This window comes from Marinobacter segnicrescens (assembly GCF_900111555.1).
Taxonomy (GTDB): Bacteria; Pseudomonadota; Gammaproteobacteria; order Pseudomonadales; family Oleiphilaceae; genus Marinobacter; species Marinobacter segnicrescens.
Map to the genome: position 1 here is coordinate 61,045 of NZ_FOHZ01000008.1, position 25,905 is coordinate 86,949.

The 25,905-nt window shown below is 59.1% G+C and carries 22 protein-coding genes; 16 read left to right on the plus strand and 6 right to left on the minus strand.

Annotated features, from left to right (window positions below; translation table 11 throughout):
- Window positions 1-118 precede the first annotated feature (118 nt).
- Window positions 119-985 carry a CYTH domain-containing protein gene (locus BM036_RS09935; RefSeq protein ID WP_091851170.1) on the plus strand — a complete coding sequence of 289 codons (867 nt, stop codon included), beginning with the start codon at window positions 119-121 and terminating at the stop codon, window positions 983-985.
- Between the two features lie 20 nt (window positions 986-1,005).
- Here the strand turns inward: BM036_RS09935 and mgtE are convergent, their stop codons facing one another.
- Window positions 1,006-2,364, minus strand: a complete 1,359-nt coding sequence (mgtE, locus tag BM036_RS09940; RefSeq protein ID WP_245742560.1) for a magnesium transporter — start codon at window positions 2,362-2,364, stop codon at window positions 1,006-1,008.
- Between the two features lie 31 nt (window positions 2,365-2,395).
- Window positions 2,396-3,553 (minus strand): potassium channel family protein, encoded by a 1,158-nt coding sequence (locus BM036_RS09945; protein WP_091851173.1) that lies wholly within the window; start codon window positions 3,551-3,553, stop codon window positions 2,396-2,398.
- 134 nt (window positions 3,554-3,687) lie between these two features.
- On the opposite strand from BM036_RS09945, the gene glnE reads away from it, so the two are divergent.
- The 3 genes from glnE (at window position 3,688) to BM036_RS09960 (ending at window position 8,085) form a co-directional block, all read left to right on the plus strand.
- A complete protein-coding gene (gene glnE, locus BM036_RS09950; RefSeq protein WP_091851175.1) occupies window positions 3,688-6,585 on the plus strand; it encodes a bifunctional [glutamate--ammonia ligase]-adenylyl-L-tyrosine phosphorylase/[glutamate--ammonia-ligase] adenylyltransferase in 2,898 nt (965 codons plus the stop codon).
- Window positions 6,586-6,662: 77 nt separating this feature from the next.
- The gene (locus tag BM036_RS09955; RefSeq protein ID WP_091851178.1) at window positions 6,663-7,589 is read left to right on the plus strand and encodes a branched-chain amino acid transaminase; all 927 of its coding nucleotides are present in this window, start codon (window positions 6,663-6,665) and stop codon (window positions 7,587-7,589) included.
- An 88-nt stretch (window positions 7,590-7,677) separates the two neighbouring features.
- Complete coding sequence (locus BM036_RS09960) at window positions 7,678-8,085, plus strand: DUF6165 family protein (RefSeq protein ID WP_091851182.1); 408 nt, start codon at window positions 7,678-7,680, stop codon at window positions 8,083-8,085.
- Between the two features lie 191 nt (window positions 8,086-8,276).
- Here the strand turns inward: BM036_RS09960 and BM036_RS09965 are convergent, their stop codons facing one another.
- The gene (locus BM036_RS09965) at window positions 8,277-9,308 is read right to left on the minus strand and encodes a glycosyltransferase family 9 protein (RefSeq protein WP_091851451.1); all 1,032 of its coding nucleotides are present in this window, start codon (window positions 9,306-9,308) and stop codon (window positions 8,277-8,279) included.
- Between the two features lie 139 nt (window positions 9,309-9,447).
- Here BM036_RS09965 and BM036_RS09970 point away from each other — a divergent pair, with 139 nt between their 5' ends.
- From BM036_RS09970 to BM036_RS10025, 12 genes are all read left to right on the plus strand, one after another.
- The gene (locus BM036_RS09970) at window positions 9,448-10,116 is read left to right on the plus strand and encodes a 3-deoxy-D-manno-octulosonic acid kinase (RefSeq protein ID WP_177186041.1); all 669 of its coding nucleotides are present in this window, start codon (window positions 9,448-9,450) and stop codon (window positions 10,114-10,116) included.
- Window positions 10,117-10,228: 112 nt separating this feature from the next.
- A complete protein-coding gene (locus tag BM036_RS09975; RefSeq protein ID WP_091851188.1) occupies window positions 10,229-11,527 on the plus strand; it encodes an O-antigen ligase family protein in 1,299 nt (432 codons plus the stop codon).
- Window positions 11,528-11,584: 57 nt separating this feature from the next.
- Complete coding sequence (locus BM036_RS09980; RefSeq protein ID WP_091851191.1) at window positions 11,585-12,271, plus strand: acylneuraminate cytidylyltransferase family protein; 687 nt, start codon at window positions 11,585-11,587, stop codon at window positions 12,269-12,271.
- A gap of 9 nt (window positions 12,272-12,280) precedes the next feature.
- Entirely contained in the window at window positions 12,281-13,894 is a 1,614-nt protein-coding gene (locus BM036_RS09985) for an aldolase catalytic domain-containing protein (protein ID WP_091851194.1), read from the plus strand.
- Window positions 13,895-14,056: 162 nt separating this feature from the next.
- Window positions 14,057-15,172, plus strand: a complete 1,116-nt coding sequence (locus tag BM036_RS09990) for a hypothetical protein (RefSeq protein WP_091851197.1) — start codon at window positions 14,057-14,059, stop codon at window positions 15,170-15,172.
- Window positions 15,172-15,900, plus strand: coding sequence for a hypothetical protein (locus BM036_RS09995; protein ID WP_091851200.1), 729 nt, complete (start codon window positions 15,172-15,174; stop codon window positions 15,898-15,900). The genes BM036_RS09990 and BM036_RS09995 overlap by 1 nt, the downstream gene beginning before the upstream one ends.
- Window positions 15,900-16,976: a glycosyltransferase gene (locus tag BM036_RS10000; RefSeq protein ID WP_091851203.1), complete on the plus strand. Its 1,077-nt coding sequence runs from the start codon at window positions 15,900-15,902 to the stop codon at window positions 16,974-16,976. The genes BM036_RS09995 and BM036_RS10000 overlap by 1 nt, the downstream gene beginning before the upstream one ends.
- Window positions 16,977-17,001: 25 nt before the next feature.
- Window positions 17,002-17,640, plus strand: a complete 639-nt coding sequence (locus BM036_RS10005) for a hypothetical protein (RefSeq protein ID WP_091851206.1) — start codon at window positions 17,002-17,004, stop codon at window positions 17,638-17,640.
- Between the two features lie 46 nt (window positions 17,641-17,686).
- Window positions 17,687-18,352 (plus strand): HAD family hydrolase, encoded by a 666-nt coding sequence (locus BM036_RS10010; RefSeq protein WP_091851209.1) that lies wholly within the window; start codon window positions 17,687-17,689, stop codon window positions 18,350-18,352.
- Window positions 18,345-21,449 (plus strand): PEP/pyruvate-binding domain-containing protein, encoded by a 3,105-nt coding sequence (locus BM036_RS10015; RefSeq protein ID WP_245742561.1) that lies wholly within the window; start codon window positions 18,345-18,347, stop codon window positions 21,447-21,449. Before BM036_RS10010 ends, BM036_RS10015 begins: the two co-directional genes overlap by 8 nt.
- Window positions 21,449-22,093: a gamma-glutamyl-gamma-aminobutyrate hydrolase family protein gene (locus BM036_RS10020; RefSeq protein WP_091851214.1), complete on the plus strand. Its 645-nt coding sequence runs from the start codon at window positions 21,449-21,451 to the stop codon at window positions 22,091-22,093. The genes BM036_RS10015 and BM036_RS10020 overlap by 1 nt, the downstream gene beginning before the upstream one ends.
- Window positions 22,081-22,860 carry a phosphocholine cytidylyltransferase family protein gene (locus BM036_RS10025; RefSeq protein WP_091851217.1) on the plus strand — a complete coding sequence of 260 codons (780 nt, stop codon included), beginning with the start codon at window positions 22,081-22,083 and terminating at the stop codon, window positions 22,858-22,860. Before BM036_RS10020 ends, BM036_RS10025 begins: the two co-directional genes overlap by 13 nt.
- 16 nt (window positions 22,861-22,876) lie before the next feature.
- Here the strand turns inward: BM036_RS10025 and BM036_RS10030 are convergent, their stop codons facing one another.
- Genes BM036_RS10030 through BM036_RS10040 form a run of 3 tightly spaced genes read right to left on the minus strand, consistent with a single transcriptional unit; the run spans window position 22,877 to window position 25,821 of the window.
- A complete protein-coding gene (locus BM036_RS10030) occupies window positions 22,877-23,806 on the minus strand; it encodes a sulfotransferase (RefSeq protein WP_091851219.1) in 930 nt (309 codons plus the stop codon).
- On the minus strand, window positions 23,803-24,960 hold the full coding sequence (locus tag BM036_RS10035) for a glycosyltransferase (RefSeq protein WP_091851222.1): 1,158 nt from the start codon (window positions 24,958-24,960) through the stop codon (window positions 23,803-23,805). The genes BM036_RS10030 and BM036_RS10035 overlap by 4 nt, the downstream gene beginning before the upstream one ends.
- Window positions 24,961-24,963: 3 nt before the next feature.
- On the minus strand, window positions 24,964-25,821 hold the full coding sequence (locus tag BM036_RS10040; RefSeq protein WP_091851454.1) for a glycosyltransferase family 2 protein: 858 nt from the start codon (window positions 25,819-25,821) through the stop codon (window positions 24,964-24,966).
- Between the last annotated feature and the right edge of the window lie 84 nt (window positions 25,822-25,905).

Below are 25,905 nucleotides of genomic sequence, written 5' to 3' on the forward strand. Positions count from 1 at the left end.
CCGGCATGCCTTTAATGTTTGATTGACACCTCTCCTCCAAATTCAGGTCGTGGCTTGCCTTCTCTGGTAGTCTGGCGATCGGCGATAGACTTCGGTTTTCTCTTGAGTGGTGGAAAAGATGGCAGAAGAACTGGAAATCAAGCTGAGTCTTACCCCGGTTGCCCTGAACCAGGCCGCAGAGTGGCTGTCGGCCCAGACCGGTGTCAGTATAGGCGCTGAGAAGACGCTGATTAACCGTTACTACGATACCCCGGCCGGAGACCTCAACCACCAGAAAGTGGCCCTGCGCGTTCGTCAGGCAGGTGACAAGTATATCCAGACCCTGAAAACCAAGGGTGAGTTCGTGGATGGTGCTCATCGGCGTCAGGAGTGGGAATGGCCCCTGATGGGCAGGGAGCTCAACATCGGCCTGATTGCCGACACCCCGGTGGGCCAGGATGTGAACCTGGCGGCACTGCAGCCGGTGTTCGAGACCAATTTTGTGCGGCGCATACGGATGCTGGAGGGGAGCGGTACCACCATCGAATGCGCCCTCGATCAGGGCAGCATCCTGGCCGGCGGGCAGCGTCGGGATCTGTGCGAGCTGGAACTTGAGCTGAAACAGGGCGACCCGGGGCCGTTGCTGGACTGGGCGCGGGCACTGGCGGGCAGGGTGCCTGTGTTCCTGAACCTGATCAGCAAGGCGGAGCAGGGTTATGCGCTCGCGGGGCTGCATCAGCCGGTCCCGCTGGCGGAGCAGGATCCGTTGGTGAACCGCGTGTTGCACGGTCTGTCACGGGCGTGGTTGTCGGGGGCCGTGGATGAGGCGTTGACGGCGGACCTGCGGGGGCTTTCGGATCGGGACGCGCTGCCAGACACGCTCGCCGGTGAACTGGCCTGGTTGAAGGGCGCGCTGGACTCGGGCGAGAATGTGGCTGATCTGGCCGCCGGCACCACCAGGCTCGGGCAACTACAGCTCGCTCTGCTGGAGCTGCCCGAAGAGTAACAGGATGACGGGGCGGGCCGTCACAGACCCAGCACCACCGAGGCAACGGTGAAATAGATCAGCACCCCGCTGACGTCCGCAATGGTGGTGATCAGCGGCATGCTGGCCGTCGCCGGGTCGAACTGCAGTTTATCCAGCAGGAAGGGCAGCAGCATGCCGATGATGCTGCCCATCAGCACAACAATCAGCATCGAAATCGCCACCACGGTCGCGATATCCGGGCCCGCCTTGACCACGCCCACCACGGTGACCGCCGCCGCCATGGTCAGGCCCAGACCTGTGGCCACCAGGATATCCTTGCCCAGCAGCATGCCCCAGTCCTTTGCGGTGACGTCACCGGTGGCCAGGCCCCGCACCATCAGGGTGGCGGACTGGGCGCCGGCGTTACCGCCACTGGCGATCAGCAGCGGCATGAAGAACAGCAGGGCGATGTGGCTGGAGATGGTCTGCTGGAAATGATCGATGCTGGCGCCGGTGAAGATGTTGGCGAACACCAGGATCACCAGCCACTGCACCCGTGAACGGTACAGCGAAAAGGGTGATGCCGTCTTCAGGCCCGTTTCCAGCCGGCCGACCGTGGCACCCTTGTGCATGTCCTCGGTGGCTTCGGCTTCGGCCACGTCCATGGCGTCATCGTAGGTCACGATGCCCACCAGGCGCTCGTCATCGTCGACAATCGGCAATGCCAGCAGGTCGTAGCGGGAGATCAGCCGGGCGACCTCCTCCTGCTCGGTGTGGGTATGGGCGGACACCAGGCCGGTGGCCATCAGGCCGTCCACCATGGCACCGGGGGCGCTGGTGATCAGGTTGCGCAGGGAGATAACGCCGATCAGCCGGTGGTCCTGGTCCACCACATAGGCCTGGTAGATGGTTTCCTTGTCCGGGGCGGTGTTCCTCAGCAGCGCCAGGGCGGACGCCACGGTCATGCCGGAGCTGACCACCGCGTAGTCGGACGTCATCAGGGCCCCGGCGGTGCCTTCCTCGAAACTGGCCAGCCGGCGCAGGTCTTCCCGCTCCCGGCTGGCCAGGGACTGGAACAGGGCATGCTGCTGGTTCTCGTCCAGCAAGTTGAAGAAGTCGGCCCGTTCGTCCGCCGACATGTCCGTGACGATGCCGGCCAGCTCCCGGTTGGGAATCAGGCGAGCAAAGACCCGTTGCATGTCCGGCCCAATGTAGCCGAATACCTTGGCCTGCAATTCCATGGGCAGGCTTTGCAAAAGTTTCAGGCCGTGGCGGCCGTCCTCATCATGGGTATGCTCGATGAACTCGGCCAGGTCCGCCGCATTGAAAGCTGCCGCTGCAGCGCGAATGGCCTCCGGGTCGCCGGAAACCAGGGCGGAATCGAGTGGTTGGAAAAAGTCCGAGTCCAGGAATGCCACGCTGCACTGCCTCTAAGGGAGCCCGTAGGCGTTATCGGGGAGCTGCCGGATTCGCGGGTGGCTCGTGCATCGCGTGCCATTTCTCCAGGAACTGCCGGTACCGCTCAAGGGCTTCTTCCACCACCGAGACGTCCGGGGTTTCGCTGGATTTGACCAGCACGATCAGGCCCTTGCCTTCCACCTCCTCGTTGGGTTCGGGGTGGCAGACGACGTTGTCGTTGTCGTCGATATAGGCCAGGGCCGTGCCGATACCGTGGCGAATCAGGGCGCTGACTATATCAGACCAGATCAGGTCGTCCAGTGTCAGGTTGTACCGGTGTGGATGATCCTGCTCATAATTGAACATATCCTCCAGTACCTTCTCGGTACCCGGTGACACTACCGCGCGAACCATGATTTCCGGGTAGGTGCGTACCGGCCGGATGGTTGACCGTATACCGATGGAGCGGAAGCGTTGCCGGTTGTCATCCCGTACACATTCTACGGTGGTTTTACCCGCCAGGTTGAGTTCGCTCAGGCGGTGGGCGATGTCGAAGGTGTAGCTGTCAGATCCGGGGTCGGTCTCATCAAGGGCCAGTACCAGGATGTGGCGGGCCAGGCCGGCGTGGACAGCCTTGAGGTCGCTTTCGCTGGCGCCGGTGCCGTGGTAGTGAACGAGGCCTATATCCCGAAGTTCCGGCGGCAGCCCGGAGGGGTATTCCTGGGTTAGCAGCATGATGGGAATGCTCTCGTAACCGGGTACGGAGCGCAGTTGGGTGGCGATGCGCATGAAATACTGCTCGCCGCCGCGTCTGGGGGTGTTGATAATCAGCACGTGGTTTTTCATGTCGTATCTCCAGCGGCCGGTCAGGATTCGTTCCCGGCGGTAGAAGCGGTATTCGATATAGTCACTGATGATCAGTGTCAGCAGGGTGATGGCGGTAAGGTACATCAGCAGTATGGTGCTGACCCGTCCGATGAACGTTTGCGGTGCCAGGTCACCGAAGCCGACCGTGGTCAGCGTTGTCATTGCCAGCCAGAAGGATTCGGGCAGACTGAATGGCTCGGCAGCCCAGAGGATGAGCGTGTGCACCAGGATCAGGGCAAGCAGCAACATGAACAGCCGCTTCAGCCGGTTCCGGATGATGCCCGACATCGGAAGGTGGGTCAGCTCGTGTTCCGGGTTCAGGGGACGGCGGTTGGGCAGCATCTGGGCGGATTCCCGGCGGTTCCAGTCAGGTGGTTGTTGGAGTGCTCTACCCGTACGGTCAGCCACAGGGGTTGTGCACAGGCTCCTTACGTATAGAGTAGACGGAATATAACAGAGATACAGAGGGTTGCGTTATGTCTGAGCCGTGGAGCAGTCTGCCGGAGCCGTTAGCGGCGGAAGTGGCCGAGGTCTGGAGGCATGTATTTCCGGAAGGTTTCCCGGCCTGGCTCGGTAACGCTGGCCTGGACGAGGCGGATGTTGCCGGGGCGCTGGCCCGCAGTCCGTTTCTTCATGAGACCCTTGAGCGCCATGGTGACCTGGTTGAACAGGCGCTGACAGCCCGGCCATTAACGCAACCCACAACCGGTGACAGCCTGCGTGACCGCTGGCAAGAGTACCTGGCCGAAGTCACCGATGAAGCCAGCCTGCATCGGGCCCTGCGCCGCTTTCGTCGGGAAAGCCAGTTCCGCATGATCTGGCGTGATGTCATGGGGCTGGCGGACTATCACGAGACCGTCGCCGCTGCCAGTGACTTCGCTGACACCTGTATCCAGGCTGCACTGGACTGGTTGTATCCGCAGGCTTGCGAGCAATATGGCACACCCTACGGGGCCGACCCTGTCACTGGTGAGGAGGTGCCCCAGCAAATGGTCGTGCTGGGCATGGGCAAACTGGGCGGTCATGAGCTCAATATTTCTTCGGACATCGATCTGATCTTTGCGTTCCCCGGCAAGGGGGAGACCCGGGGCGGTCGCCGCTCCCTGGATAACCAGCAGTTCTTTATCCGCCTGGGGCAGAAGCTGATCCAGGCGCTGGACCAGATCACGGCAGACGGGTTTGTATTCCGGGTGGACATGCGTCTGCGACCCTATGGCCAGAGCGGGGCTCTCGCCCTGAGCTTTGCGGCCCTGGAAACCTACTACCAGGACCAGGGGCGGGAGTGGGAGCGCTACGCAATGGTCAAGGCGCGGGTGGTTGCCGGTGACCAGCAGGCGGGCAAGGTGCTGATGGAGAGCCTGCGCCCCTTCGTCTATCGCAAATACATTGACTTCAGTGCCTTCGAATCCCTCCGCTCCATGAAAGCCATGATCAACAGGGAAGTCAGGCGCAAGGGGCTGGAAAACAACATCAAGCTGGGCAGCGGTGGCATCCGGGAAATCGAGTTTGTGGTCCAGGCCTTTCAGCTGATTCGTGGTGGCCGGGACCGGGAGTTGCAGCAACGTGAATTGCTGGCCATTCTCGGGGAACTTGAGGCACTGGAGTTGTTGCCTTCAACGGTGGTCAGGGAACTGCGGGATGCCTATATTTTCCTGCGCAACCTGGAGCATGCCCTGCAGGGTATGGAAGACAAGCAGACCCAGCTGTTGCCGGAAGGCGAGCTGAGCCAGGCCCGGGTAGCGCTGATCCTGGGCTTCGAAAGCTGGCAGGCCTGCCTGGATACCCTGAATGCACACCGGGACAGGGTGGCCCGGCATTTTGCCGATATTATTGCCCTGGAGGATGAAGGCGACAGCGCCACGGACCTGGATGAAGGCTGGCAGGAGTTGTGGCTGTCAGAGATGGAGGAGGAAGATGCCCTTAGCTGGCTTGGCGAGCAGGGTTTCGAGGATCCACCGGCCAGCCTCGAATCAGTCAAAGAGCTGCGGGAGAGCCGCACGGTCCAGGTCATGCAGAGCCAGGGCCGGCAGCGGCTTAACCAGTTCATGCCGGTATTGCTCGAGGCACTGAGCCACGTCGAGCAGCCTTCAGTGACCCTTGAGCGGGTTCTGCAACTGGTCGAAGCCATCCTGCGTCGGACCGCCTACATGGTGTTGTTACTGGAGAACCCCGGTGCCCGCAAGCAGCTGGTGTGGCTGTGCAGTGAGAGCCCGTGGATCGCCCGTCAACTGGCGGAGACACCGTTACTGCTGGACGAGCTGCTGAACGCAGAAAGCCTCTACCATCCCCCGGCCAAGGCGGAGCTGGAAGACGACCTGCGCCAGCAGATGCTGCGGATTCCCTTTGAGGACCTGGAAGAGCAGATGGAGTCCCTGCGGCACTTCAAGAAGGCGCATATCCTTCGGGTAGCGGCGTCCGAGCTGCACGGAACCCTGCCGTTGATGAAAGTGAGCGATTACCTGACCTGGATTGCCGAGGTGGTGCTGGACCATGTGGTCGATGTAGCCTTCGCCAACCTGGTCAGCCGTCATGGTTATCCTCGACGTGCGGATGGTTCGGCCTGTGACACGGATTTCGCTATCATCGGTTATGGCAAGCTGGGCGGACTGGAGCTGGGCTATACCTCGGACCTGGACCTGGTGTTCATTCACGATGCAGACCCCGAGGAATCCACCGATGGTGATAAATCCATCGACAATGCGGTTTTCTATACGCGTCTCGGCCAGCGCATTGTCCACATTCTCAGTACCCAGACCCCGTCCGGCCAGCTCTATGAGGTGGACATGCGCCTGCGGCCTTCCGGTAATTCCGGGCTGCTGGTCAGCACCGTAACGGCATTCGACAAATACCAGCGCAACGACGCCTGGACCTGGGAGCACCAGGCCCTGGCCCGGGCCCGGGGAGTTGCCGGTTGTGAGCAGACCCTTGAGAAATTCGAGACCTTGCGCCACGAGATTCTCTGCCAGCAGCGTGACCCGTCAAAACTGCGCCAGGAAGTCGTGGACATGCGGGAGAAGATGCGTGCCAGTCTGGGCACCCCGGAATCCCGGCAGGCGGAGGTTTTCCACATCAAACATGACACCGGGGGGCTGATTGATATCGAATTCATGGTGCAGTACCTGATGCTGAGCCAGTCCCATGACCACCCGGAGCTGACTCAGTGGTCTGACAATATCCGGCAGATGGAAGAGCTGGGCCGGGTAGGCGTATTGCCAGTGGAGGACACCGAGAAGCTGCGGGAAACCTTTATTACCCTGCGCTCCACCATCCATCGCCGGGCCTTGCAGAACCTGAATAGCCAGGTGTCCGGGGACGCCTTTCCAGGGGAGCGGGAATATGTCCGGGCGATGTGGCAAAAAGTAATGAGTAGTTAGCTTGCTATACTTCTTTTCGGCGATTTTTCCTGATAGACTGCCGTTTTTCCGAAGAACGTTTTCCAGGAGTAAGAACAATGTCAATGGCTGATCGCGATGGCCTGATCTGGCTGGACGGTGAGATGGTTCCCTGGCGGGAAGCCAAGACCCACGTCCTGACCCATACGCTGCATTATGGCCTGGGCTGTTTCGAGGGCGTGCGGGCCTACAATACGGACCAGGGCCCGGCCATCTTCCGGCTGAAAGAGCACACCGATCGGCTGTTTCGCTCGGCTCATATCCTGAACATGAAGATGCCGTTTACCAAGGATGAGCTGAATGAAGCCCAGCGTGCGGCTGTTCGTGAGAACAACCTGGACGAAGCCTACCTGCGCCCCATGGTCTTCCTGGGCTCCGAGGGTATGGGCCTGCGCGCCGACAACCTGCAGGTGCACGTGATGGTCGCTGCCTGGAGCTGGCCGTCCTACATGTCGCCGGAGGCCAAGGAGCTGGGTATCAAGGTGCGGACGTCCTCCTATACTCGCCACCATGTGAACATCACCATGTGCAAGGCGAAGGCCAACGGCAACTACATTAACTCCATGCTGGCCCTTAACGAAGCTATCTCGGGTGGAGCGGAAGAAGCCCTGCTGCTCGACAACGAAGGCTACGTGGCCGAAGGCTCTGGCGAGAATATCTTTATCTATCGCGACGGTGTGTTGCACACCCCGGAACTGACGTCCTGCCTGGAAGGCATTACCCGACAGACCATCCTGGACTTCTGCAAGGAAGAGGGAATCCCGGTGAAAGAGCGCCGCATCACCCGTGACGAAGTCTACATCGCTGATGAAGCCTTCTTCACCGGCACCGCAGCCGAAGTGCTGCCGATTCGCGAGCTGGACGGCCGCATCATTGGCGAAGGCAAGCGCGGCCCGCTGACCGAGAAGCTGCAGGGCCTGTATTTCGATGCGGTGAAGGGCAAGCTGCCCCAGCATCAGGAGTGGCTGACGCTGGTTAAAGGCTGATTCACAGGCATTACCCCTGACCGCCGTTGGCTGTTTCAGCCCGGCGGTTTTGTTATTTTTGAACTTCTTTTTTCAAAGGACCAAGACCATGGCAGACGTTATCAAGGTTCCCGTTTCCTTTGGCGAGGTGCTGGACAAGATCACCATCCTTGAGATCAAGTCCGAGCGCATCAAGGACGAAACCAAGGTGAAAAACGTGCGGCTTGAGCTGGATGAGCTCAGCAAGACCTGGGATGAGGCTATTGGTGAGAAAGCGGCTGACATTGCTGAACTGCGTAAGCAACTCAAGGCCGTTAACGAAGAGCTGTGGGTGATCGAGGACGATATCCGTGACCAGGAAGCGGCCCAGGATTTCGGTCCTAAATTTATTGAGCTGGCTCGGGCGGTCTATGTGACCAATGACAAGCGGGCGGCGATCAAGAAAGACGTGAACCTGGCACTGGGCTCGCGGTTTGTGGAGGAGAAGTCTTACCAGGACTATACCGCCCGGAAGTGATTCTTTTGGCCACGAAATCCACTAAAACCACGAAATAAAAGCTTTTCAGCCACGGACACTCACGAACGCTCACGGACAAGAACATTGTTCCCTTTGTAATTTTATGGCCCCGCCAGGGGCCGTCCGTGAGTGTCCGTGGCAAATTTAATATTTTCTTTTCGTGGTTTTAGTGGATTTCGTGGCCAAAAATATCAACGCTGTTCAGCCACCCAGCGGTCCAGCATCGCCGTCGCATCCTCTACCGTCACCAACTCCATCGCGCCCTCGTACTCTGCCTTGGCTCCCCAGCGGGCCTCCTCCACGGTTTTGCCTGTGAACTTCTTCAGGGCTTCCGGATACCGGTTTACGCACCATTTCAGGGAATTGTAGGGTCCGGACCGGTTCGGGTTGCTGGCGGCGAACAGGCCCAGTACGTCGGTGCCCATGGCGCTGGCGATGTGGGCCGGGCCGGTATCCGGGGCGACCACCAGGTCGGCCTGCTGAAGCAGGGCGGTTAGCTGCTTGAGCGTATCCTGGCCGCAGATGTTGTGGGCAGCTTCTTCCATGCTGGCTTCTATCGCCTGGCAGTATTCGGCCTCGAACGGTGCAGGGCTGCCCACCAGTATGACCTTCATCCCATGCTGTCGGATGGCGTGGTCTGCAAGGCGGGCGTATCGTTCGGCGGGCCAGTTGCGAAGGGTGTGGCTGGCGCAGGGGCTGATCACGAGGTTGCGGCGGTCGCTCGCAAGGTGGGCGCGGGCGAACTCGTAGTCCGATTCACTGAGTGGGATTTGCCAGCGGGGAGGTGCGGCCTCAAGGCCCAGGGGTTCCAGGAAACTGGCCAGGCAGTCCCGGACATGCTGGTGGCGTGCCGGCGCAATCCGGCGGTTCACGAACACACCGTGCAGGTCTTTGCTCCGATCCCGGTCGTAGCCGATCTTGACCCTTGCCGGAATCAGGGCAGCGGCCAGGTTGGCCCGGAACGCCACCTGCATGTGCAGCAGCGCGTCGAACTTCCGATCCTTGAGTTTCCTGCGCAGGTCCAGGTACCCCTTGCGTCCCGCCTTCTTGTCGAAAACGATAAACTCCACGCCGGGCAGGTCACCGATCAGCCTTGCCTCGAGCTTGCCGATGATCCAGGTGATTTTTACCCCGGGCAGCTGTTCCTGGAGACTGAGCACGACAGGAATCACATGGGTAACATCGCCAATGGCAGAAAGACGGAGGATGCAGATGGAGTTGATCAAGGGCCCACTCGTGACTGTTCGGTTTTTAACAGGTGGAGCCGTTGGCATGGCTCCTGCTAAACTGCGCCCCATTCTAGCCTACTGCCGCTGGTGTCGTCTGTGCCGAATCGGCAGGGCCTGTCTTGAAGGTTGTCTGATGCTGATTACAAATCCTGCCTGTCCAGGGGTTTCCGGGAACTGGCTTGATCCCGACTGGTGGGGAAGCCAGGCCAGGCCGGTATCCGCGGGCGGCCGCGGCAGCGCCTGGTTCGTGGATACCGATCAGGGCGAAATGGTATTGCGCCAGTATCGCCGGGGAGGTCTGATAGCGCGGTTGTCGGAGCGTCGGTATGTGTTTACCGGCTGGCAGCGGACCCGTTCGTATCGGGAATACCAACTGCTCAGGCGACTGTATGACCAGGGCCTGCCCGTTCCCGACCCCATAGCCGCCAGAGCTAAACGGTATGGCCTCTTTTACGAGGCGGCCATCCTGATCCGCCGCATTCCTGGCGCGGTCCCCCTCCCGGAGGTGGATAACCTGCAGGATGAAGGGCTTTGGCGTGAGGTGGGGCGGACGATTCGCCGTTTTCACGACGCAGGGCTGGACCATGTGGACCTGAACTGTGACAACGTTCTGGTGGCTGGTGGTGAGGTTTATCTTATTGATTTTGATCGGTGCCGGTTGCGGCTCGCGGATTCTGGAGGAAGTTGGCGCAATCGGAATCTCGATCGTTTACATAGATCTGTTGCCAAACGTATCACCCAGGTAACATCGCCGCGACGCACCGCGCTGTGGCAATCCCTCGCTAACGAGTACCATGGGTAAGGTGAGTCAGGCCGTGATCGCCGTAGCTAATTCCATTCCTGGTGTCTGTCTCGGTGGTCGTTGGTGGTCTCGAAGGTGATTTTGTTGTTTATCAGGAACAATCTGTGCGCAGATGTACCCGGAATTAGAGGTGTGGCCGGTGTTTGAAAGTAGACTACGGGTATTCGTGTCCTGGGTGACGATTGCAGCGATGGGATCGTACCTTGTTTTCTATGTGTTAACGGCGTGGGCGTACGATATGGGGCCTGCCATTCTCTTACTGATGGCGTTGGTTGCCCTGATATTTGGCTGGTCGAGCCTCCGCACTAGGGTAGATAGGGAAAGCTGGCTGCTGATCGCTACGCTCTTTGGCTATTTCCTTCTTCAGGCCTTGTTACTAATGATGCATGGAGAAGGGCTTTCTGAGTTCGATCTGTCCACCCGCTATCTGGGCGCGTCGCTTGTACTGATGTTCCTTCTCATGGTGCCGGTTCGGGCAAACACCTTTTTTTTCGCGGTGGGCCTGGGTGGCGCCCTGACGGGTGGCTTCGCCTTGTACCGGTGGGGGCTCGGAGGTGCTGCGCGCCTGCAGAGCTTTGATAACCCCATTCATTATGGAAACGGAGCGCTAGCTCTAAGCTGTCTCTCCCTGGCCGGCCTGGCCTGGGCATCTCGTCAAAGATACAGATTCCTCTGGAATGTCCTGTTCCTTTGCGGTCTGGCTGGAGGTTTGGTTGCCTCTTTTCTATCAGGGACCCGTAGTGGTTGGGTTGCGATTCCCCTGATTGTTCCGGTCATTTTGTTTGCTTATCGCGATCGGATTCTGGACAAGAAGTGGTTGATTCCAATAATTCTTGCAGCCTTGGGGCTGCTGGTCGCCGTAATGGTGTCAGTTGACGTGGTACGGGAGCGTACAATCATTGCCGGTCAGCAAGTCGAAGGCTATTTCGAGGAAGGCGTAAATCATACCTCGGTAGGCTTACGGCTGGATATGTACAAGGCTGGACTCGCGGCATTCAGCGAGAACCCGCTCATCGGCATCGGGCCCAGTGGCATCGAGACTAAGGTGGACGCGATGGCCGGGTCAGGCGAGGTCCACCAAAATGTTGCCCGTTATCGCCACCTTCATAATCAGTATATCGACAATATGGCCCGTTACGGCTTGGTTGGGCTGGTATCATACCTGGCATTGTTGCTGGTCCCGTTTTTCCTCTTTCTGAAGAAAGCCCGGCACGGATCACCCGCAGTTCGGGCAGTGGGACTTGCTGGTGCGCTGTTCCTGATGCTGCATGGGGCTGTCAACCTGACACAAAGCATGCTGGAACGAAACATCGGGGTAATGATGTTTCTCTTCGTGGTGGTATTTGTCTGGGGTACGCTCAAGGCTGAGGAGCGTGCAGATGAGGGGGCTCCTGATGCACATTCTGTTTAAACATCGTGTGCACGGTGGTTTTATAACTCTGGCGCCCAGGAATGGGAGAAGCGAGCTTTGACGATAACCTGTTTTTTGCCCTGCCGGAAAGGTAGCGAGCGGGTACCCAGGAAAAATATCCGGCCTATCGCAGGCCGGCAATTCGGGCTGCTCGAGATCAAGCTTCGTCAACTGCTGGCCTGTCGTCAGATAGACCAGGTCCTCCTGTCAACCAATGATCCGGATATCATCCGCTACGCAAAAACGGTGAATGATGAAAGGCTTGTGATCCGGGAACGGGATGATGCACTAGCCGCGAGCAGCACGAGTACGGACCAGTTGATTGAATACGCAGGTGGGCAGATTCCTGACGGCGATATTCTATGGACTCATGTGACTTCTCCGTTCCTTAATGCAGAAGCTTACGATCAAATGATTGAAGAGTACCTGCGGCGACGGGAAGAAGGTTATGACTCGCTGATGTCGGTTACGGAGATTCGGGGGTTTCTGTGGGATAAGAACGGACCTGTCAACTATGACAGGGGTATCGAAAAGTGGCCTCGCACCCAGACACTGGAGCCGCTTTACGAGGTGAACAGTGCAGTTTTTCTCGCCCCTTCAGAGGTGTATCGGTCGTCCGGAGACAGGATCGGCGAACGCCCCTTCAAGTACGTGCTGGATAAAATCCAGGGTTTTGACATCGACTGGGAAGATGACTTCCTGATCGCCGAGGCGATGCTTGCTGCCGGTGTCGGACAGACCTAGGAGAAGCGCATGAGTTCTGCGAAGTATACCCTGCTGGACTGTACACTGAGGGATGGTGGCTATTACAACGACTGGGATTTCGACCCCGCACTGATCGAGCGCTATCTCGCGGCGATGTCTGCCGTTGGTGTCGATGTCGTTGAAATGGGGCTTCGGTCTCTGCGCAGAGACGGCTTCAGAGGCGCCTGTGCTTACACCACCGATGAGTTCCTGGCCAGCTTACCGTTGCCCGCTACCCTGAGTATTGGGGTAATGGTAAATGCCTCCGAGCTGATTGGCGCTGGTCCGGTATCAGGCCCTCTGGCTTCACTGTTTCCGGCCAGATCGGATGATTCCCCGGTTGACCTGGTTCGTATTGCCTGCCATGTCCACGAATTTGAAGAAGCCCTTGCAGCAAGTCTCTGGCTCCGGGATCGGGGTTATCGGGTCGGGTTCAACCTGATGCAGGTGGCCGACCGTGAGCAATCTGAGGTCGAGGCCCTGGCCCGGGCTTGTGCAGGGTATCCGGTTGATGTTCTCTACTTTGCTGACAGTCTGGGCAGTATGGGGCCGCAGCAAACCTGCGAAATTGTGTCCTGGCTCAGACGTCACTGGAAGGGCGAGATCGGAATTCACACCCACGATAACCTGCGTATGGCGTTGCAGAACACGCTGTCGGCGATGGATGCCGGGGTCACCTGGGTCGACTCCACCGTGACCGGTATGGGCCGCGGCCCCGGAAACGCCCGCACCGAGGAGTTGGCAATTGAAGTCGCTAGCGCCAGGGGGACGACGATATCAATCGTCCCCCTCATGCAGGTAATAAAGACAGACTTTCGTCCAATGCAGGAGCGTTACGGTTGGGGAACCAATCCTTACTATTATCTGGCGGGCCGTTACGGCATTCACCCGACCTATATCCAGGAAATGCTGAGTGACTCCCGATATAGTGAGGAGGATGTGCTGGCTGTTATCGAGCACCTCAGGATTAATGGCGGCAAGAAGTTCAGTTTTGATGCCCTGGATACGGCAAGGCACTTCTACAGGGAATCAGAGGGCGGCAGTTGGTACCCGAGTGAGGTTTTGCGAGGCCGGGAAATTTTGCTGCTTGGCACGGGACCTGGAGTGCGTCGCCACCGTGGAGCCATTGAACGCTTTATTCGCAGAACTAACCCCGTCGTTATTGCGCTAAACACTCAGGCAGAAGTGGATTCCGCCCTGATCGATTATCGCGTGGCGTGTCACCCGGTCAGGTTGCTCGCCGATCATCAGGCGCACACTCGTTTGCCACAGCCCCTTATCACCCCCTGGTCAGCTCTGAGCGATGATCTCAGGACATCACTTGCCAACAAGAAGGTCCTGGATTTTGGTTTGCAGGTAGAGGCGGGAACCTTTGTTTTCGGTGAACGATCTTGCACCTTGCCGACCTCACTGGTAGTTGCCTATGCCTTGGCTATTGCTGCCAGTGGAGAGTCCGCCAGAGTGCTTCTTGCCGGTTTTGACGGGTACAGTGCTGATGACCCGCGCACCCGTGAAATGAAAGACTTGCTGACGCAATATCAGTCAACAACCGGTGCACGGGAGTTGCTGGCGGTGACACCAACCCGACATGAGCTGCCTACGCAGTCCATATACGCAATGTGACTCAGCATGCTTGGTTATCTGACTGATCGTCGAAAACGTAGCGACCGTTGGTGGCGTTACCATGTTTTGAAGGATGGCTATGTTCAGGACAGCGCAGTGTGCCGGCCAGAACACGCCGCGTTGGCGCGCCTGAACAAAGCTTTTCGTCGACTTGGATACCCCATGTCTGAATCGCTGCAGGCCTTCTGGCGGGAACTACTGGAAGTCAGCGCTGCACGTCGCCCAGAACTTGCTGCGGGTGATATTGAAAGCGTCGAGGCCCGTGCCGCCTCGTTGGACACATCCCTGCTGCCAGCTTCTGGCTGGCTTGATTTGTTCAGACTCTGCATAGGACTGGGCTTTTTTCAGCCGGCAGCCACTCTCCGCGACAAGGCGGTGCTACGGATGATACAGGATGCCTCGGCTCCTGAGGCAAGGCTGTCTGAACTGACAATGGCCTGTTACGCCAGTCTCGAGCAGGGAAAGTACGACAGGGCAGCTGAGTGGTTAGAGAGGATGGAATCGTCAGGCTGCGCGCCCCAGCGCTGTTCGCAGGTGCGCTGGTTTTCAGGATTGATGTCGGGCGGCCATGAAGGTGACGCCGACGGTCTTCTCTGGGGGGATTCTCCTGCTGACCCTGAGTTCGGTCACCTCATCCAGGGCAGCAGTATTGCGGTGGTGGGCCCCGTGGCTTCGGAGGTAGAGTCCGGCCCTGACATTGACGGTTACGATGTGGTGGTCAAGTTCGGTTACCGGGGCGGTAACCGGGGACGTGATCCGCGCTTTCAGGGCAAGCGGGTTGACGTCAGTTATTACAATAACGCTCAGTCGAAGACACTTGCTGAGTCTGACTTTGCGCCGGTGTTTTCGGAGCTGCGCTGGGGCGTTTGCCATAACGGGAAAGGTTGCTCCCGTTTCCGCCCCGCCCCGGCCAACCTGAGACAACTGACATCCCTGCAATGGTTTTTGCCTGATACCCACCTGAACGCAGGGCCAAATGCCCTGCTGGACTTATTGCGATTCAGGCCTTCAACGATCTGTGTGTTCAATACAGACCTTATGTTGTCCTCGGGAAGGTTTGCCGGATACCGGGAAGCGGGTAATGAGGAAACCGACTATACCCGCTCTTTCATCAAGACCCACGACCCGGTTCTGCAGTACAGGATTATGCATCGGCTATGGTCGAACGGCTTTATACAGGGCGACGCGCGCTTTGAATATGTTATGAAGCTTGACCTGGCAGGCTACCTGAAGGAGCTGCAAAAGGCGTACGGCGCAGTAAACCGGGCCCTTTTCTGATGACTTCCCGGCTTTATTATCTCGGCCCCTGGCGGCTGCTCTCGACAGAGGGTGAGGATACGGCTTTGGCTTTGGGTGAGGCTATCCGTGATGGAGCTGTTGAGCGGGAACAGGTCTTCCGGGATAACTGGCGAACCCTGAGTGCCCGGGTTCGGGTCGGCGGACATACACTTTTGCTCAAAGTCCCAAGAGCTCGAAACCGGCGCCGGTGGGAGCGCCTTCTCAGCTTGTTTCGCGGTAGCGATGCCCTGAGGACTTTCCGGCACCTGGAGCGCATGGCAGGGCTGGGTCTTCAAGCTCCTGAGCCGCTGATTGCCGGTGAGTTGCGCCATTATGGCATGGTGACAGATTCGTTTGTCTGTTACCGATTTATTGAGGGGCGCCGACCAAACGGTGAGGATGCCCCCGCGGTTCTCAGGGCTCTGAGAGTTTTACACAGTCAGGGGTATCTGCGTTCGGATGCCCAGTTGGCTAACTTCCTGATCAGTGATGATGGTGAGGTAGTGTTTATCGATTTCCGCCTGAAGCGGCCCAGGGTTTTTCCTCGGCTTCAGAAAGCTCGGGAACTGGACCGTTTTTTGCGAAGCTGCCCTGAAGCCCGGCATCACCTGACGCCAGAGGAGAGCGGGTCCCTGTGGCTGCAGATCGCCCACAGGCTTGAGAACCTGAGTTTTGCGCGTCGAAATCTGAAACGTCAGCTACGTGGCCGAAAAAGGGATAGGCATTGATGAAAACAGCCGTACTTTTCTGTCCCTCCACGGTTTGGGGAGGCATCGAGAAAAACGTCCTGCTGCGTGCCCGCTTTCTTGGGGAAAGTGGGGTGAAGGTCTATGTGGTTTTGCTCAAGGGCTACTTCGCAGACCGGTTTGATGGCCTTGAGAATGTCTCGGTGATTGAGGTGAAGTCCCGTGGGGGCGACTTCAACGTTTTCGTTGTTGCCAGTTACGTGAGGATCCTGCGCCGGTTGCGGCCGGACGTGGTCTTTGCGGCCCTGAAGAAGGACTGGTGGCTGGTATCGCTATCGGCAAGGCTTGCAGGGGTTGATCGCATTGTCCTTTACCTCGGGATTGCCCGTCGGGTGAAAAGTCCGGTGAAGTTCTTCCTCATTTTCCGGGTATTCAGGGCGATCCTGATGGTCAACAGTGACTCGCTCCGGGAGGATATGCTGAAGTACCCGAGGTTCTTTGACCAAGGTAACGTGGTACGGGTCTACAACGGTTTTGCCAGACCATCCGTAGAAGCAGATTCCCTGGACTTCCGCAGCATGTTCGATCTTCCACAGGAGTCGGTCATCGTGGGTTGTGCCGGGCGGTTCAGCCCCATGAAAGGCTTCGACCAGTTGCCGGACATACTGGCGAGGTTGCCGGAACATGTTCACGTAGTCCATGCCGGTGAAGGCGAGTTCGAGCAGGAGATCCGCTCGGCTATCGAGCAACGCCCGGAATCCCGTCGCATCCACTTTCTTGGTTACCGAAAGGACATGCACCGTTTCTTCAAGGGGCTCGACCTGTTCCTGTTGTGCTCCCGCAATGAGGGCATGGCGAATGTGCTGAATGAAGCCCTGAGTCATGGGGTGCCTGTGGTTTCCACGCGGGTGCCCGGTAGCGAGGAATTGCTGGGGCATGGCCGTTATGGCGTGCTGGTCGATATCGATGATATCGAAGCCATGGCCGCTGCGATTGATTCACTGATCCGGGGCGAACAGCGGTTTGATGAAAGCGAGCTTCGGTCCTGGATCGAATCAGAATTCGGGATGGATCGGATGATCCGGGAAACCAACCGACTGTTTTTTGGGCGTGAGTAAACCACGCGTGATATAAGGGCGTAACTTGTCTCTGAAATACCAGCTTCGGGCTGTCTGGATTGATGCCTTAAACCGGCTCCGCTATGGTGCACGGGCTCCGCGCTATGCCGAGCGGGTATGGATCCAGCCGTCCGCATGTCATCGTTATATCGAGGCCGCAGACCTGGCGAAGCACCTGGGCTCGCGGGTCCGGCAGATGTCGGGCAAGGTTATTCGGCAATGGCCCTCTGAGCTGGAGCAGCCTTTTGAGAACCACCCAAAGCTGACCTATTGCTGGAATCACTGGCGCGACGGCCAGGACTGGCAAGAGGCTGGTGCCATCGAGTTCATGCTCAGCCGTATTGCCGTTTCACCCACGGGCGTTACCGACCATTGCCGGACGCCGGCGGATGTCCAGGCCCGTTTTGATAACCTGGACGGTATCCGGGAGGATGTGCTGCAACGTGGGCGCTTTCCTTCACGGCAGGAGCTGGATCCGGACAACTATCGTGAGGTGGGCGGCATACTCATGCATCTGGGTCCGGAAGGCGAGCCGATATTTTCCGGAGCGGGCTGTCACCGCTTTGCGATCGCCATGTTGATGGATCAGCCTTTCCCGGCCCAGTTGGGCTGTGTCCATACCTCTGCCCTGAAATACCTGCCACAATTGCGGCAGGTGCCCTGACGTGGCCGGGCCGAGGTCCTTGCCGTCACCACTGACCGGAGAAACTATGTCGTCACTGCAAGCGTATTCCACCTGGGTATTTGATTGTGACGGTGTGTTGCTGCATTCGAACCGGGTCAAAACCGATGCGTTCTATCGCGCCGCGGAGCCCTACGGCACGGACAAGGCCAGGGCATTGGTCGACTACCATATCAGCAATGGCGGAATCTCCCGCTACATCAAGTTCAGGACCTTCCTTTCCGATATTGTCGGCCGTGAACAGGTGGATGAGGAAGAACTCGACACCTTGCTTCAGTGTTACGCGGGCTATGTCTGGGAAGGGTTGTTGTCCTGCGAGGTGGCACAAGGGCTGGAGCGGTTACGGGCGTTGACGCCGCGATCCTCCTGGCTGGTGGTTTCCGGTGGTGACCAGGCTGAGCTGCGGGCGGTGTTCTCAGAGCGTGGTCTGGCGGAATACTTTGACGGGGGCATCTATGGTAGCCCGGATACCAAGGACGAAATCCTGTTACGAGCAATCCAGTCTGGTGTTCTACGCAAGCCTGCGCTGTTTTTGGGTGACAGCCGCTATGACATCGAAGCGGCGACCCGGGCCGGGCTGGACTTCGTGTTCCTGAGACGCTGGAGTGAGTCCGACCATGACTTTGCTGGCGCATTGTTAAAACTTGAGGGAATTGACTCTGTCGTATCCCTCATTGAGCAGAAAGGTGGGTGAGTTTGTGGTGAATACCTCCGGGAAGGCGATAAATAACCGCCTGATCATCCTCGGTGCCGGCAAGCCGTTTCGTGGCGAGCAGCACAGCGTTCTGAGGGGCACGACTGGCCACCGGCGGGTTCTGGACTGGTTGCTGCATGCCATGGCCAGTGCGCAACCGGAGGTTCACTTTGTCGGTGGCTACCAGCTGGATGAGGTGGCCCAGTGCTACCCTGACCTCCACTATGTGGTTAACCCCAACTGGGCAACTACCGGCGCTGCGGCATCACTGCTGGAAGCGCCACTGAATGACCGTTTCACCCACTATGTTTCCTTTGCCGACATTCTGTTTCGTCAGTCGTCTGTGGGCGCGCTGGCTGACAATACCGCCGATATCGCTATGCTGGTGGACACCCACTGGCGGTCGCGGGTGGACCGCACAGGCGACGACCTTGTCCGGTGTGAAAAGGTCAATCTTCACGGTTCCCAGGTGACCCGGCTGGGGCGTGATATTTTACCGGAGTTGGCGGATGCGGAATTTGTGGGGTTGGTGAAGCTGTCGCCCCGGGTTGTGGCATACCTTGACCAGCACCGGGACCAGCTCCCCGGGGCCTTCCGCAGCGGCAGCCTTTCGCAGCTGGTGGAATACTTGCGGGTCAGGGGCTTTTCCACGGAAGCCGTGGACGTGGCTGGCGACTGGGCGGAACTCAATGACCCCAGTGATCTCAGCCGTTTCATCCTGGGAACCAAGGCCCAGACCCTGCATCGGCTACAGGGGATGGTGAGTTGCAGTCGTATTGAGGACCAGGTCAGCTTCACGGTGTCAGCCTGGCAGGAAAATCCATCTGATATTCTCTCAGACATTTCCCGCCGCCTTGCTGATTCCGACCGGTTGGTTGTGCGCAGCAGCGCACTGTCGGAGGATGGGTTTGGTGTGTCCAACGCCGGCGCCTATACCAGCCTGCTGAACATTGAGCGGGCGTCGGCGCAGGCGTTGAGTGCTGCGATTGATAAGGTGATTGCGTCCTACCCGGATGGACACCCGGAAAACCAGGTGCTGGTGCAGCCGATGCTGGAGAGTGTGGTCGCCAGCGGTGTGGCGTTCACACGTGTACTCGCCACCGGCGCGCCTTACTATGTGGTTAACTACGACGATATCACTCGCAGTACCGAATCCATCACCAGCGGCTCAAGCCGGGAGCACAAGACACTTTTTCTCCACCGCAGCGCCCCGGACGAACACCGCAATATCCCCGATAACCTGGCAGGCCTGATACCCGCGTTGCGGGAGGTAGAGTCGCTGTTGGATTTCGATTCGCTGGATATCGAATTTGCCATTTCCGAAGGCGGTTTGATCCATATCCTCCAGGTGCGTCCCATTGCGGTGCAGCATGAACTGGACAGCGCCGATGCGGCCGAAGAGGCCATGATGCGGGCACAGGCACGCTTTGCGGAGCTGCAGGCGCCCGGTCCTTTCCTGGTCGGTCGCAGGACGATGTTTGGCGTGATGCCGGACTGGAATCCAGCCGAGATTATTGGCACCCGGCCAGGTCGCCTGGCCGCAAGCCTGTACCGTTACCTGATCCTTGACGATGTCTGGGCCCGGCAAAGGGCTGAATACGGTTACCGGGATGTGCGCCCGCAACCGTTACTGGTCCAGTTTGCAGGCCACCCCTATATTGATATTCGCGCCAGCTTTAACTCCTTTGTTCCGGCCACCCTGAGCGATGACCTGGCGGGGCGGCTGGTGGAGTTCTACCTGGACTGGCTGCAGGCCCATCCCCACTTGCATGACAAGGTTGAGTTCGAGGTCGTGCCTACCTGTTACTCGCTTGACTTCCAGCACTGGCGCGAGCGCCTGCAAACCCATGGGGCCTTCAGTGTCGGAGAGCTTGACGAGTTGTCTGAGGGCCTAAGAGCCATAACCACCGCCGCATTTCACAGAACGGAGGCTGACCTGGCCGCTGTGGATGGGTTCCGGCAGCGCTTCGAGCGGTTGCGTGGGACTTCCTTGCCGCCCCTGGACAAGGCGTTGGCATTGCTGGAGGAGTGTCGGCGGTATGGCACCTGTACGTTCTCACACCTGGCCCGCAGTGCCTTTGTGGCGGTGACGTTATTGCGCTCAGCGGTGTCCGAGGGTGCACTGTCGGGGGCGGCGAAGGAAGCTTTCATGCAGTCGATCCGCACTGTGTCTCACCGGTTTACCGAGGATGCGGAGCTGGTTCGGCAAGGCAAGCGATCCTTTGCGGAGCTGGTGGAAACCTGGGGGCACCTGCGCCCGGGCACCTACGATATTACCTCGGCCAGCTACGGAGAGTTGCCGGATACCTACTTGCGTCCGGTGGTGGAGCGTGGCGGTCATGGTGCATCGGGCCGGGCCAGCCAGGCGACCCCGGATCTATGGCAGGCTGAGCGCAATACGTTTCTGGACGCCCTGGCACAGTCAGGCTTGCCCTCCGAACCCGGGCTGGTGGAGGGGTTTCTGCGCGGCGCGATTGAAGGTCGTGAGCTGGCAAAGTTCGAGTTTACCCGCCATCTTTCACTGGCGCTGGACTGCCTGGCGGAGTTTGGCGCTGGCCATGGTATTGACCGCGAGCAGATGGCCCGTATTCCTGTCGAAGCCCTTTCAGCGCTGAGGGCGGGCACCGCGGAAGTGAACGATGTCGGGCGCTGGCTTGCACAGCAGGCGGAAGAGGGACATGAGGCGGCAAGGGGGGCGGCCCTGGTGGAGCTGCCGCCATTGCTGACCTGCCAGGAGGACTTTCAGGGCTTTTTGTTTGCGGATAGCCATGCCAATTATATTGGCGCCAGCCGGGTTCAGGCGGAATGCGTGGACCTGTCATCGGACGGACTGGCGGCCGAAGCAGAACGCCCGTCGCTGGCCGGTCGCATTGTCCTGATTCCCCAGGCTGACCCGGGATACGACTGGCTCTTCGGCCATGGCATTGCGGGCCTGGTAACCCTGTATGGTGGCGCCAATTCCCATATGGCGATCCGCGCTGCAGAGTTTGGATTGCCCGCGGCCATTGGTATTGGTGAGGCGCGGTATGCCCGCCTGGCGGGTGCTGCGGTAGTGGAGCTCGATCCGGCCAACAAGCGGCTGGAGGTGGTTCACTGATGCGGATTGCCATTACCCAGCGGGTGGAGGTCGTTGCCTCCCACGGCGAACGCCGTGACTGCCTGGATCAGCAGTGGGCCCCCTTCCTGGAGGAGCTGGGGCTGGTGGCCTTGCCGGTTCCCAACAACCTGCGGTCGCCGGAGCAGTGGCTGGATGGCCAGGGCGTGGACGGCGTGGTACTGACCGGTGGCAATGATCTTTCGGTCCTGGTCGACGGCCGGAACCAGGCCCGGGAACGGGATCTGACGGAAGCGGCATGTCTGTCCCTGGCCCGCTCCCGACGGATTCCGGTGCTCGGGGTCTGCCGGGGCATGCAGATGCTCAACCACTGGATCGGTGGTCGCCTCGAGCCCGTCACGGGGCACACCGCTGTTCGTCATCGGCTCCAGGGTACGCCATCGGAAACCGCTTTCGACGCCTTCACGGAGGTCAACAGTTTCCACGACTGGGGTGTGCCGGCTGGCGGCCTTGCCCCTGAACTGATCCCCCAGCTCTTCAGTGAAGATGGCTATATCGAGGCCTTTACCCACAACTCCCTCCCCTGGGCAGGCATTATGTGGCACCCGGAGCGGGAGACCCCTTTCCGGGAGGCAGACAAGGCACTTTTTAACCGAATTTTCAGAGAAGGTTTATGCAGACACTGATTCTGGCGGCGGGGCAGGGTACCCGGCTTCGTCCCTACACCAATGACCGTCCCAAGTGCATGGTAGAGCTTGCAGGCAAACCCTTGCTCCACCGACAGTTGGCCGCCATGGCCCGTTGCGGCGTTGAGTCCGACATCACCGTTATTGGTGGCTACCGGGCGAGTGACCTGGACGCTCCTGGTAGTGACATAGTGATTAACCCGCGCTTTGACCAGACCAACATGGTGCTGACATTGTTTGCGGCCCGTGACCGGATGCTGGATGGCGAAGACCTGCTGATCAGTTACGGGGATATTGTCTATGAGCCCCGTGTCCTGCAGGCGGTGCTCGACTGCGATGCTCCGGTCTGCCTGGCCGCGGACCGGGCGTGGAGACGACTCTGGAAACTGCGCATGGATGAGCCGCTGGATGACGCCGAAACCTTCCGGATGGACGACATGGGACAGGTTACGGAGCTGGGCAAGAAACCTGAAAGCTATGACCAGGTCCAGGCTCAATACATGGGCCTGGTAAAGATCCGTGGTGACCAGGTGGCGGCGTTCAAGGCATTCTTCGACGGGCTCGACCGAGAGGCCCGCTATGATGGCAAGGATTTCGACAACATGTACATGACCAGCCTGGTGCAGGGACTGATCGATGCCGGGTGGCCGGTACAGGCCTGCCTGGTGGATAACGGGTGGCTGGAAGTGGACACAGCCGAAGAGCTGGAAGCCTATGAGGCCATGGCGGCCTCCGGCAAACTGGACACCTATTGCCTGCTTGACTGAACCTGCGGCCGGGCGATCATTCCCTGAGTTGTTCCCGAAGCTCGTATAGCCGGTCCACCAGTGGCCGGTAGGGCTTAAGCATGGACTGGATCTTTTCTTCCTGGCCAATGCCGATGTTTTTGATGGACTGGCTGGGGTCGAAGGGGGCGTCATTGCCCTGACGATTTTCCAGGCCCAGGTACCGGGTGATGCGCTCCGCCTCACGGGAGTGGTCTTTTACGAAGGTTTCAAAGTTGACGGTCAACAGGTGGCCCATAGGCAAGGTCTGTTCCAGTGCCTTCAGGTGCTCCAGTTTTGCGGCAATCCCCTTGAGAACATAGGCAATATCGTCCTGCTCGGAGTCGTCGAAAGCGGGGTCGGATTTACGTTTGCCGATCTTGCCCTGGCGTACCACCTCCGCAAACTGGTCCTGCGGGTCCCGGTGAACGACCACCAGCCGGTAGGGGCTGAACACTCCAGGCCAGCATGCCTCGTGCTTGCCTACCCAGATGGGCTGGTTCCAGACCACAGCCTTGTGGTTACCTGCCAGCCTTGCGCCCAGCGCCTGGAGCCACTGGTTCCACACGCTATCGTCGGACGGTGCACCGCCCGCAGCAAGGTGGGCGCGATACTGCTTCAGGTACTCGAGCTTCAGGCGGTTATGAAACACCTGCTCCTTTAGCGGCAGTTCTGAGGGCGCACTCACCTTGCGCTGCTTCCACGCAGCGGCAGGTAGCTTGCCAAGGGCGGTTTCAAGCCACATCCGGCGGGCCAGTTGTCGGGCCTCTTTGCCCGACGCTGCCTCGAGCATGCTGCCAATCCGGCCCTGGCGCTTGAAGTCGGTAAACTCGCCCCGGGGCACAACACAGTCCGGGTGGCCTTTCAGGTAGTCCACGACCGCCCCGGAGCCGGACCAGTAGATACCTGCGACAAGGATGTTGAGGGGCAGGGGGGGCGATGTTGTCATGGCGTTGGCTCCTCTGGTGCTGTGAGGAATGCACTGACCACCACGTCACTGCGAAAAGGCGCCAGCCACTCCGGCCGGATTGTGATGGGGAGTTCCCGGATGGTACGTTCCAGGCCCGCCGCCAGGCCTTCCGGGTTCGGTGGTGTCAGGTACCGTTCAAGTGCACCCTGGAAAACGAACCGGACTCCACCACGGCTATCTGTGGACAGAATGGGCGTTCCACACGCCAGGGCCTCTGTCAGCACAATGCCCAGCCCCTCGTATTCAGAGGCGAGCACAAACAGGTCAGCCTTTCGCATCCAGGGGTAGGGATTACGGCGTTTACCGGCAAACAGGACCCTTTCGGTAATGCCGAGATCCCTGGCTTTCTGCTCAAGTTCTTCCCGCAGGGGGCCTTCGCCGACAATCACCAACTGATGTGGAATATCGGCCCGGGCGAAGGCTTCCATCAGCAGGGCGTGGCCTTTCTGAGGTACCAGGCGGGCGACGTTGACGATGTAGCGTTTGTCAGGGATATCCGGGTCGTTTTCCTGCGCCAGCGACTGGATCGATTCCACCGGGCAAGGGTTGGTGATCACCCTCAGGCTTTTCGGATGGATCCTGCCGAGGGCAAAGGCCTCTTTCGCGGATTCCATCACACCCGATGAGACGCAAACCAGGTGGCGGTCATCGAAAACCAGTTTCCACTCCCACCGTTTTTGCCACAACGGCCGGTCATGGTGGATGACGTTTTCCAGCACGTAGACGCAGCGATCATCCCGGAAAGACCAAAAGTACTTGAACGTACCCAGGCCCCGGAAAATGATGCGATCGAAGCGACCGTGCCGTCTCTCCAGCTTCCGGATATGACGTTTCAGTAGCCAGCCATGCAGCCAGCCCACCCACATGAAGTGGGAGCGGGGCAATATCACACCCAGCAACAGGCGGGAAAGCAGGAACACGGGGATACCGATGACCGAAGCCATCAGGTGCTTTAGCTGGTCCCAATGGTGCAGGGTAACCCGGTTGTCGGCTGGCTTCAGGTCGTTGGGGCGGTTACGGCAGGACAGCAGATGGCTGTCATGGCCCTGTTCGGCAAAGGCGTCGGCAAGGTTCACGGCAACCCGCTCCATGCCGCCCATTTTGAGGCTGTGGATAACGACCAGGGTTCTCATGGGTCAGGCGCCGGCAGAATCGGGACGGGATTTCTCGATACCGTTCTCGGCCCACCAGGTTTTCTGTTCCTTGACGGCCTTTCGAATGGCGCGATTCTTCTCCCATATCTCGGGTTTCGAATAACCCCGGGCGTGGTCCAGGTGCAGACATACTGTGCTGTAGCGGATCTGCTTTGACTTGTGGCCGTAGTTCCACAGGCGTTCGCCCAGCTCCCGGTCAAGGCCGCCGTATTGCATATCTTCGTTGAAGCCGTTGACGGCGATCAGGTCACGGGTCCAGGTAGAGCTGTTCATGCCGTTCCAGCTGGCCGCAGCCGGGGTGACGGCGTTAAGCAGTTTCCGGAACCCCTTTGAGGGGGACAGTTTCCAGAGTTTGTGACTCTTCGGTTGGCCATTGGCAACCAGCCAATCCGGCTCGAAAATCACGCCGCTGCGGATGTCGTCGTCGGTGATTTTCTCGGATACCGGCATGGTGAGCTTGATGTAACCGCCGGAAAGGAAATGTCCCGGCTCGGCCAGCCGCCGGTGGGTGGCAATAAAGCCCGGTTCGGGAATGCAGTCGCCATCAGTGAAGATCAGGTAGTCGCAGCTGGTTTCCCGGATCGCCTTGTTCAGGATCTGGCATTTACGGAAGCCGTCATCCTCATGCCACACATGGTCGATCGTGAGGATGCCCCGGTCACGGAAGCGCTCGATCAGCTGACGCGTCTCGTCGGTTGAGCCATCATCCGCGATGATCACCCGGAAGTCCTTGTTCGACTGATTCTCATAGCCAGTCAGCACCTTTGCCAGCCAGGCAGGGGAGTTATAGGTGGTGATCACCACGCCTATGGATTGCGGTGTTGCTTGGTGCTGGGACATAGGTACCGACAGGTTCAGGCTGAAAACAAGCGGCAATTATACACAGTCAGCCCCGGGCTTGCCCGTCAGGGATATCGCGGAGTC

Excerpts from the sequence above, each read along its gene's own strand:
- BM036_RS09935 (WP_091851170.1), top strand. The coding sequence starts at position 119 with ATGGCAGAAGAACTGGAAATCAAGCTGAGTCTTACCCCGGTTGCCCTG.
- BM036_RS09945 (WP_091851173.1), bottom strand. The coding sequence starts at position 3,553 with ATGCTGCCCAACCGCCGTCCCCTGAACCCGGAACACGAGCTGACCCAC.
- glnE (WP_091851175.1), top strand. The coding sequence starts at position 3,688 with ATGTCTGAGCCGTGGAGCAGTCTGCCGGAGCCGTTAGCGGCGGAAGTG.
- BM036_RS09955 (WP_091851178.1), top strand. The coding sequence starts at position 6,663 with ATGTCAATGGCTGATCGCGATGGCCTGATCTGGCTGGACGGTGAGATG.
- BM036_RS09960 (WP_091851182.1), top strand. The coding sequence starts at position 7,678 with ATGGCAGACGTTATCAAGGTTCCCGTTTCCTTTGGCGAGGTGCTGGAC.
- BM036_RS09970 (WP_177186041.1), top strand. The coding sequence starts at position 9,448 with ATGCTGATTACAAATCCTGCCTGTCCAGGGGTTTCCGGGAACTGGCTT.
- BM036_RS09975 (WP_091851188.1), top strand. The coding sequence starts at position 10,229 with ATGTACCCGGAATTAGAGGTGTGGCCGGTGTTTGAAAGTAGACTACGG.
- BM036_RS09985 (WP_091851194.1), top strand. The coding sequence starts at position 12,281 with ATGAGTTCTGCGAAGTATACCCTGCTGGACTGTACACTGAGGGATGGT.
- BM036_RS09990 (WP_091851197.1), top strand. The coding sequence starts at position 14,057 with ATGTCTGAATCGCTGCAGGCCTTCTGGCGGGAACTACTGGAAGTCAGC.
- BM036_RS09995 (WP_091851200.1), top strand. The coding sequence starts at position 15,172 with ATGACTTCCCGGCTTTATTATCTCGGCCCCTGGCGGCTGCTCTCGACA.
- BM036_RS10000 (WP_091851203.1), top strand. The coding sequence starts at position 15,900 with ATGAAAACAGCCGTACTTTTCTGTCCCTCCACGGTTTGGGGAGGCATC.
- BM036_RS10010 (WP_091851209.1), top strand. The coding sequence starts at position 17,687 with ATGTCGTCACTGCAAGCGTATTCCACCTGGGTATTTGATTGTGACGGT.
- BM036_RS10020 (WP_091851214.1), top strand. The coding sequence starts at position 21,449 with ATGCGGATTGCCATTACCCAGCGGGTGGAGGTCGTTGCCTCCCACGGC.
- BM036_RS10025 (WP_091851217.1), top strand. The coding sequence starts at position 22,081 with ATGCAGACACTGATTCTGGCGGCGGGGCAGGGTACCCGGCTTCGTCCC.
- BM036_RS10030 (WP_091851219.1), bottom strand. The coding sequence starts at position 23,806 with ATGACAACATCGCCCCCCCTGCCCCTCAACATCCTTGTCGCAGGTATC.
- BM036_RS10035 (WP_091851222.1), bottom strand. The coding sequence starts at position 24,960 with ATGAGAACCCTGGTCGTTATCCACAGCCTCAAAATGGGCGGCATGGAG.
- BM036_RS10040 (WP_091851454.1), bottom strand. The coding sequence starts at position 25,821 with ATGTCCCAGCACCAAGCAACACCGCAATCCATAGGCGTGGTGATCACC.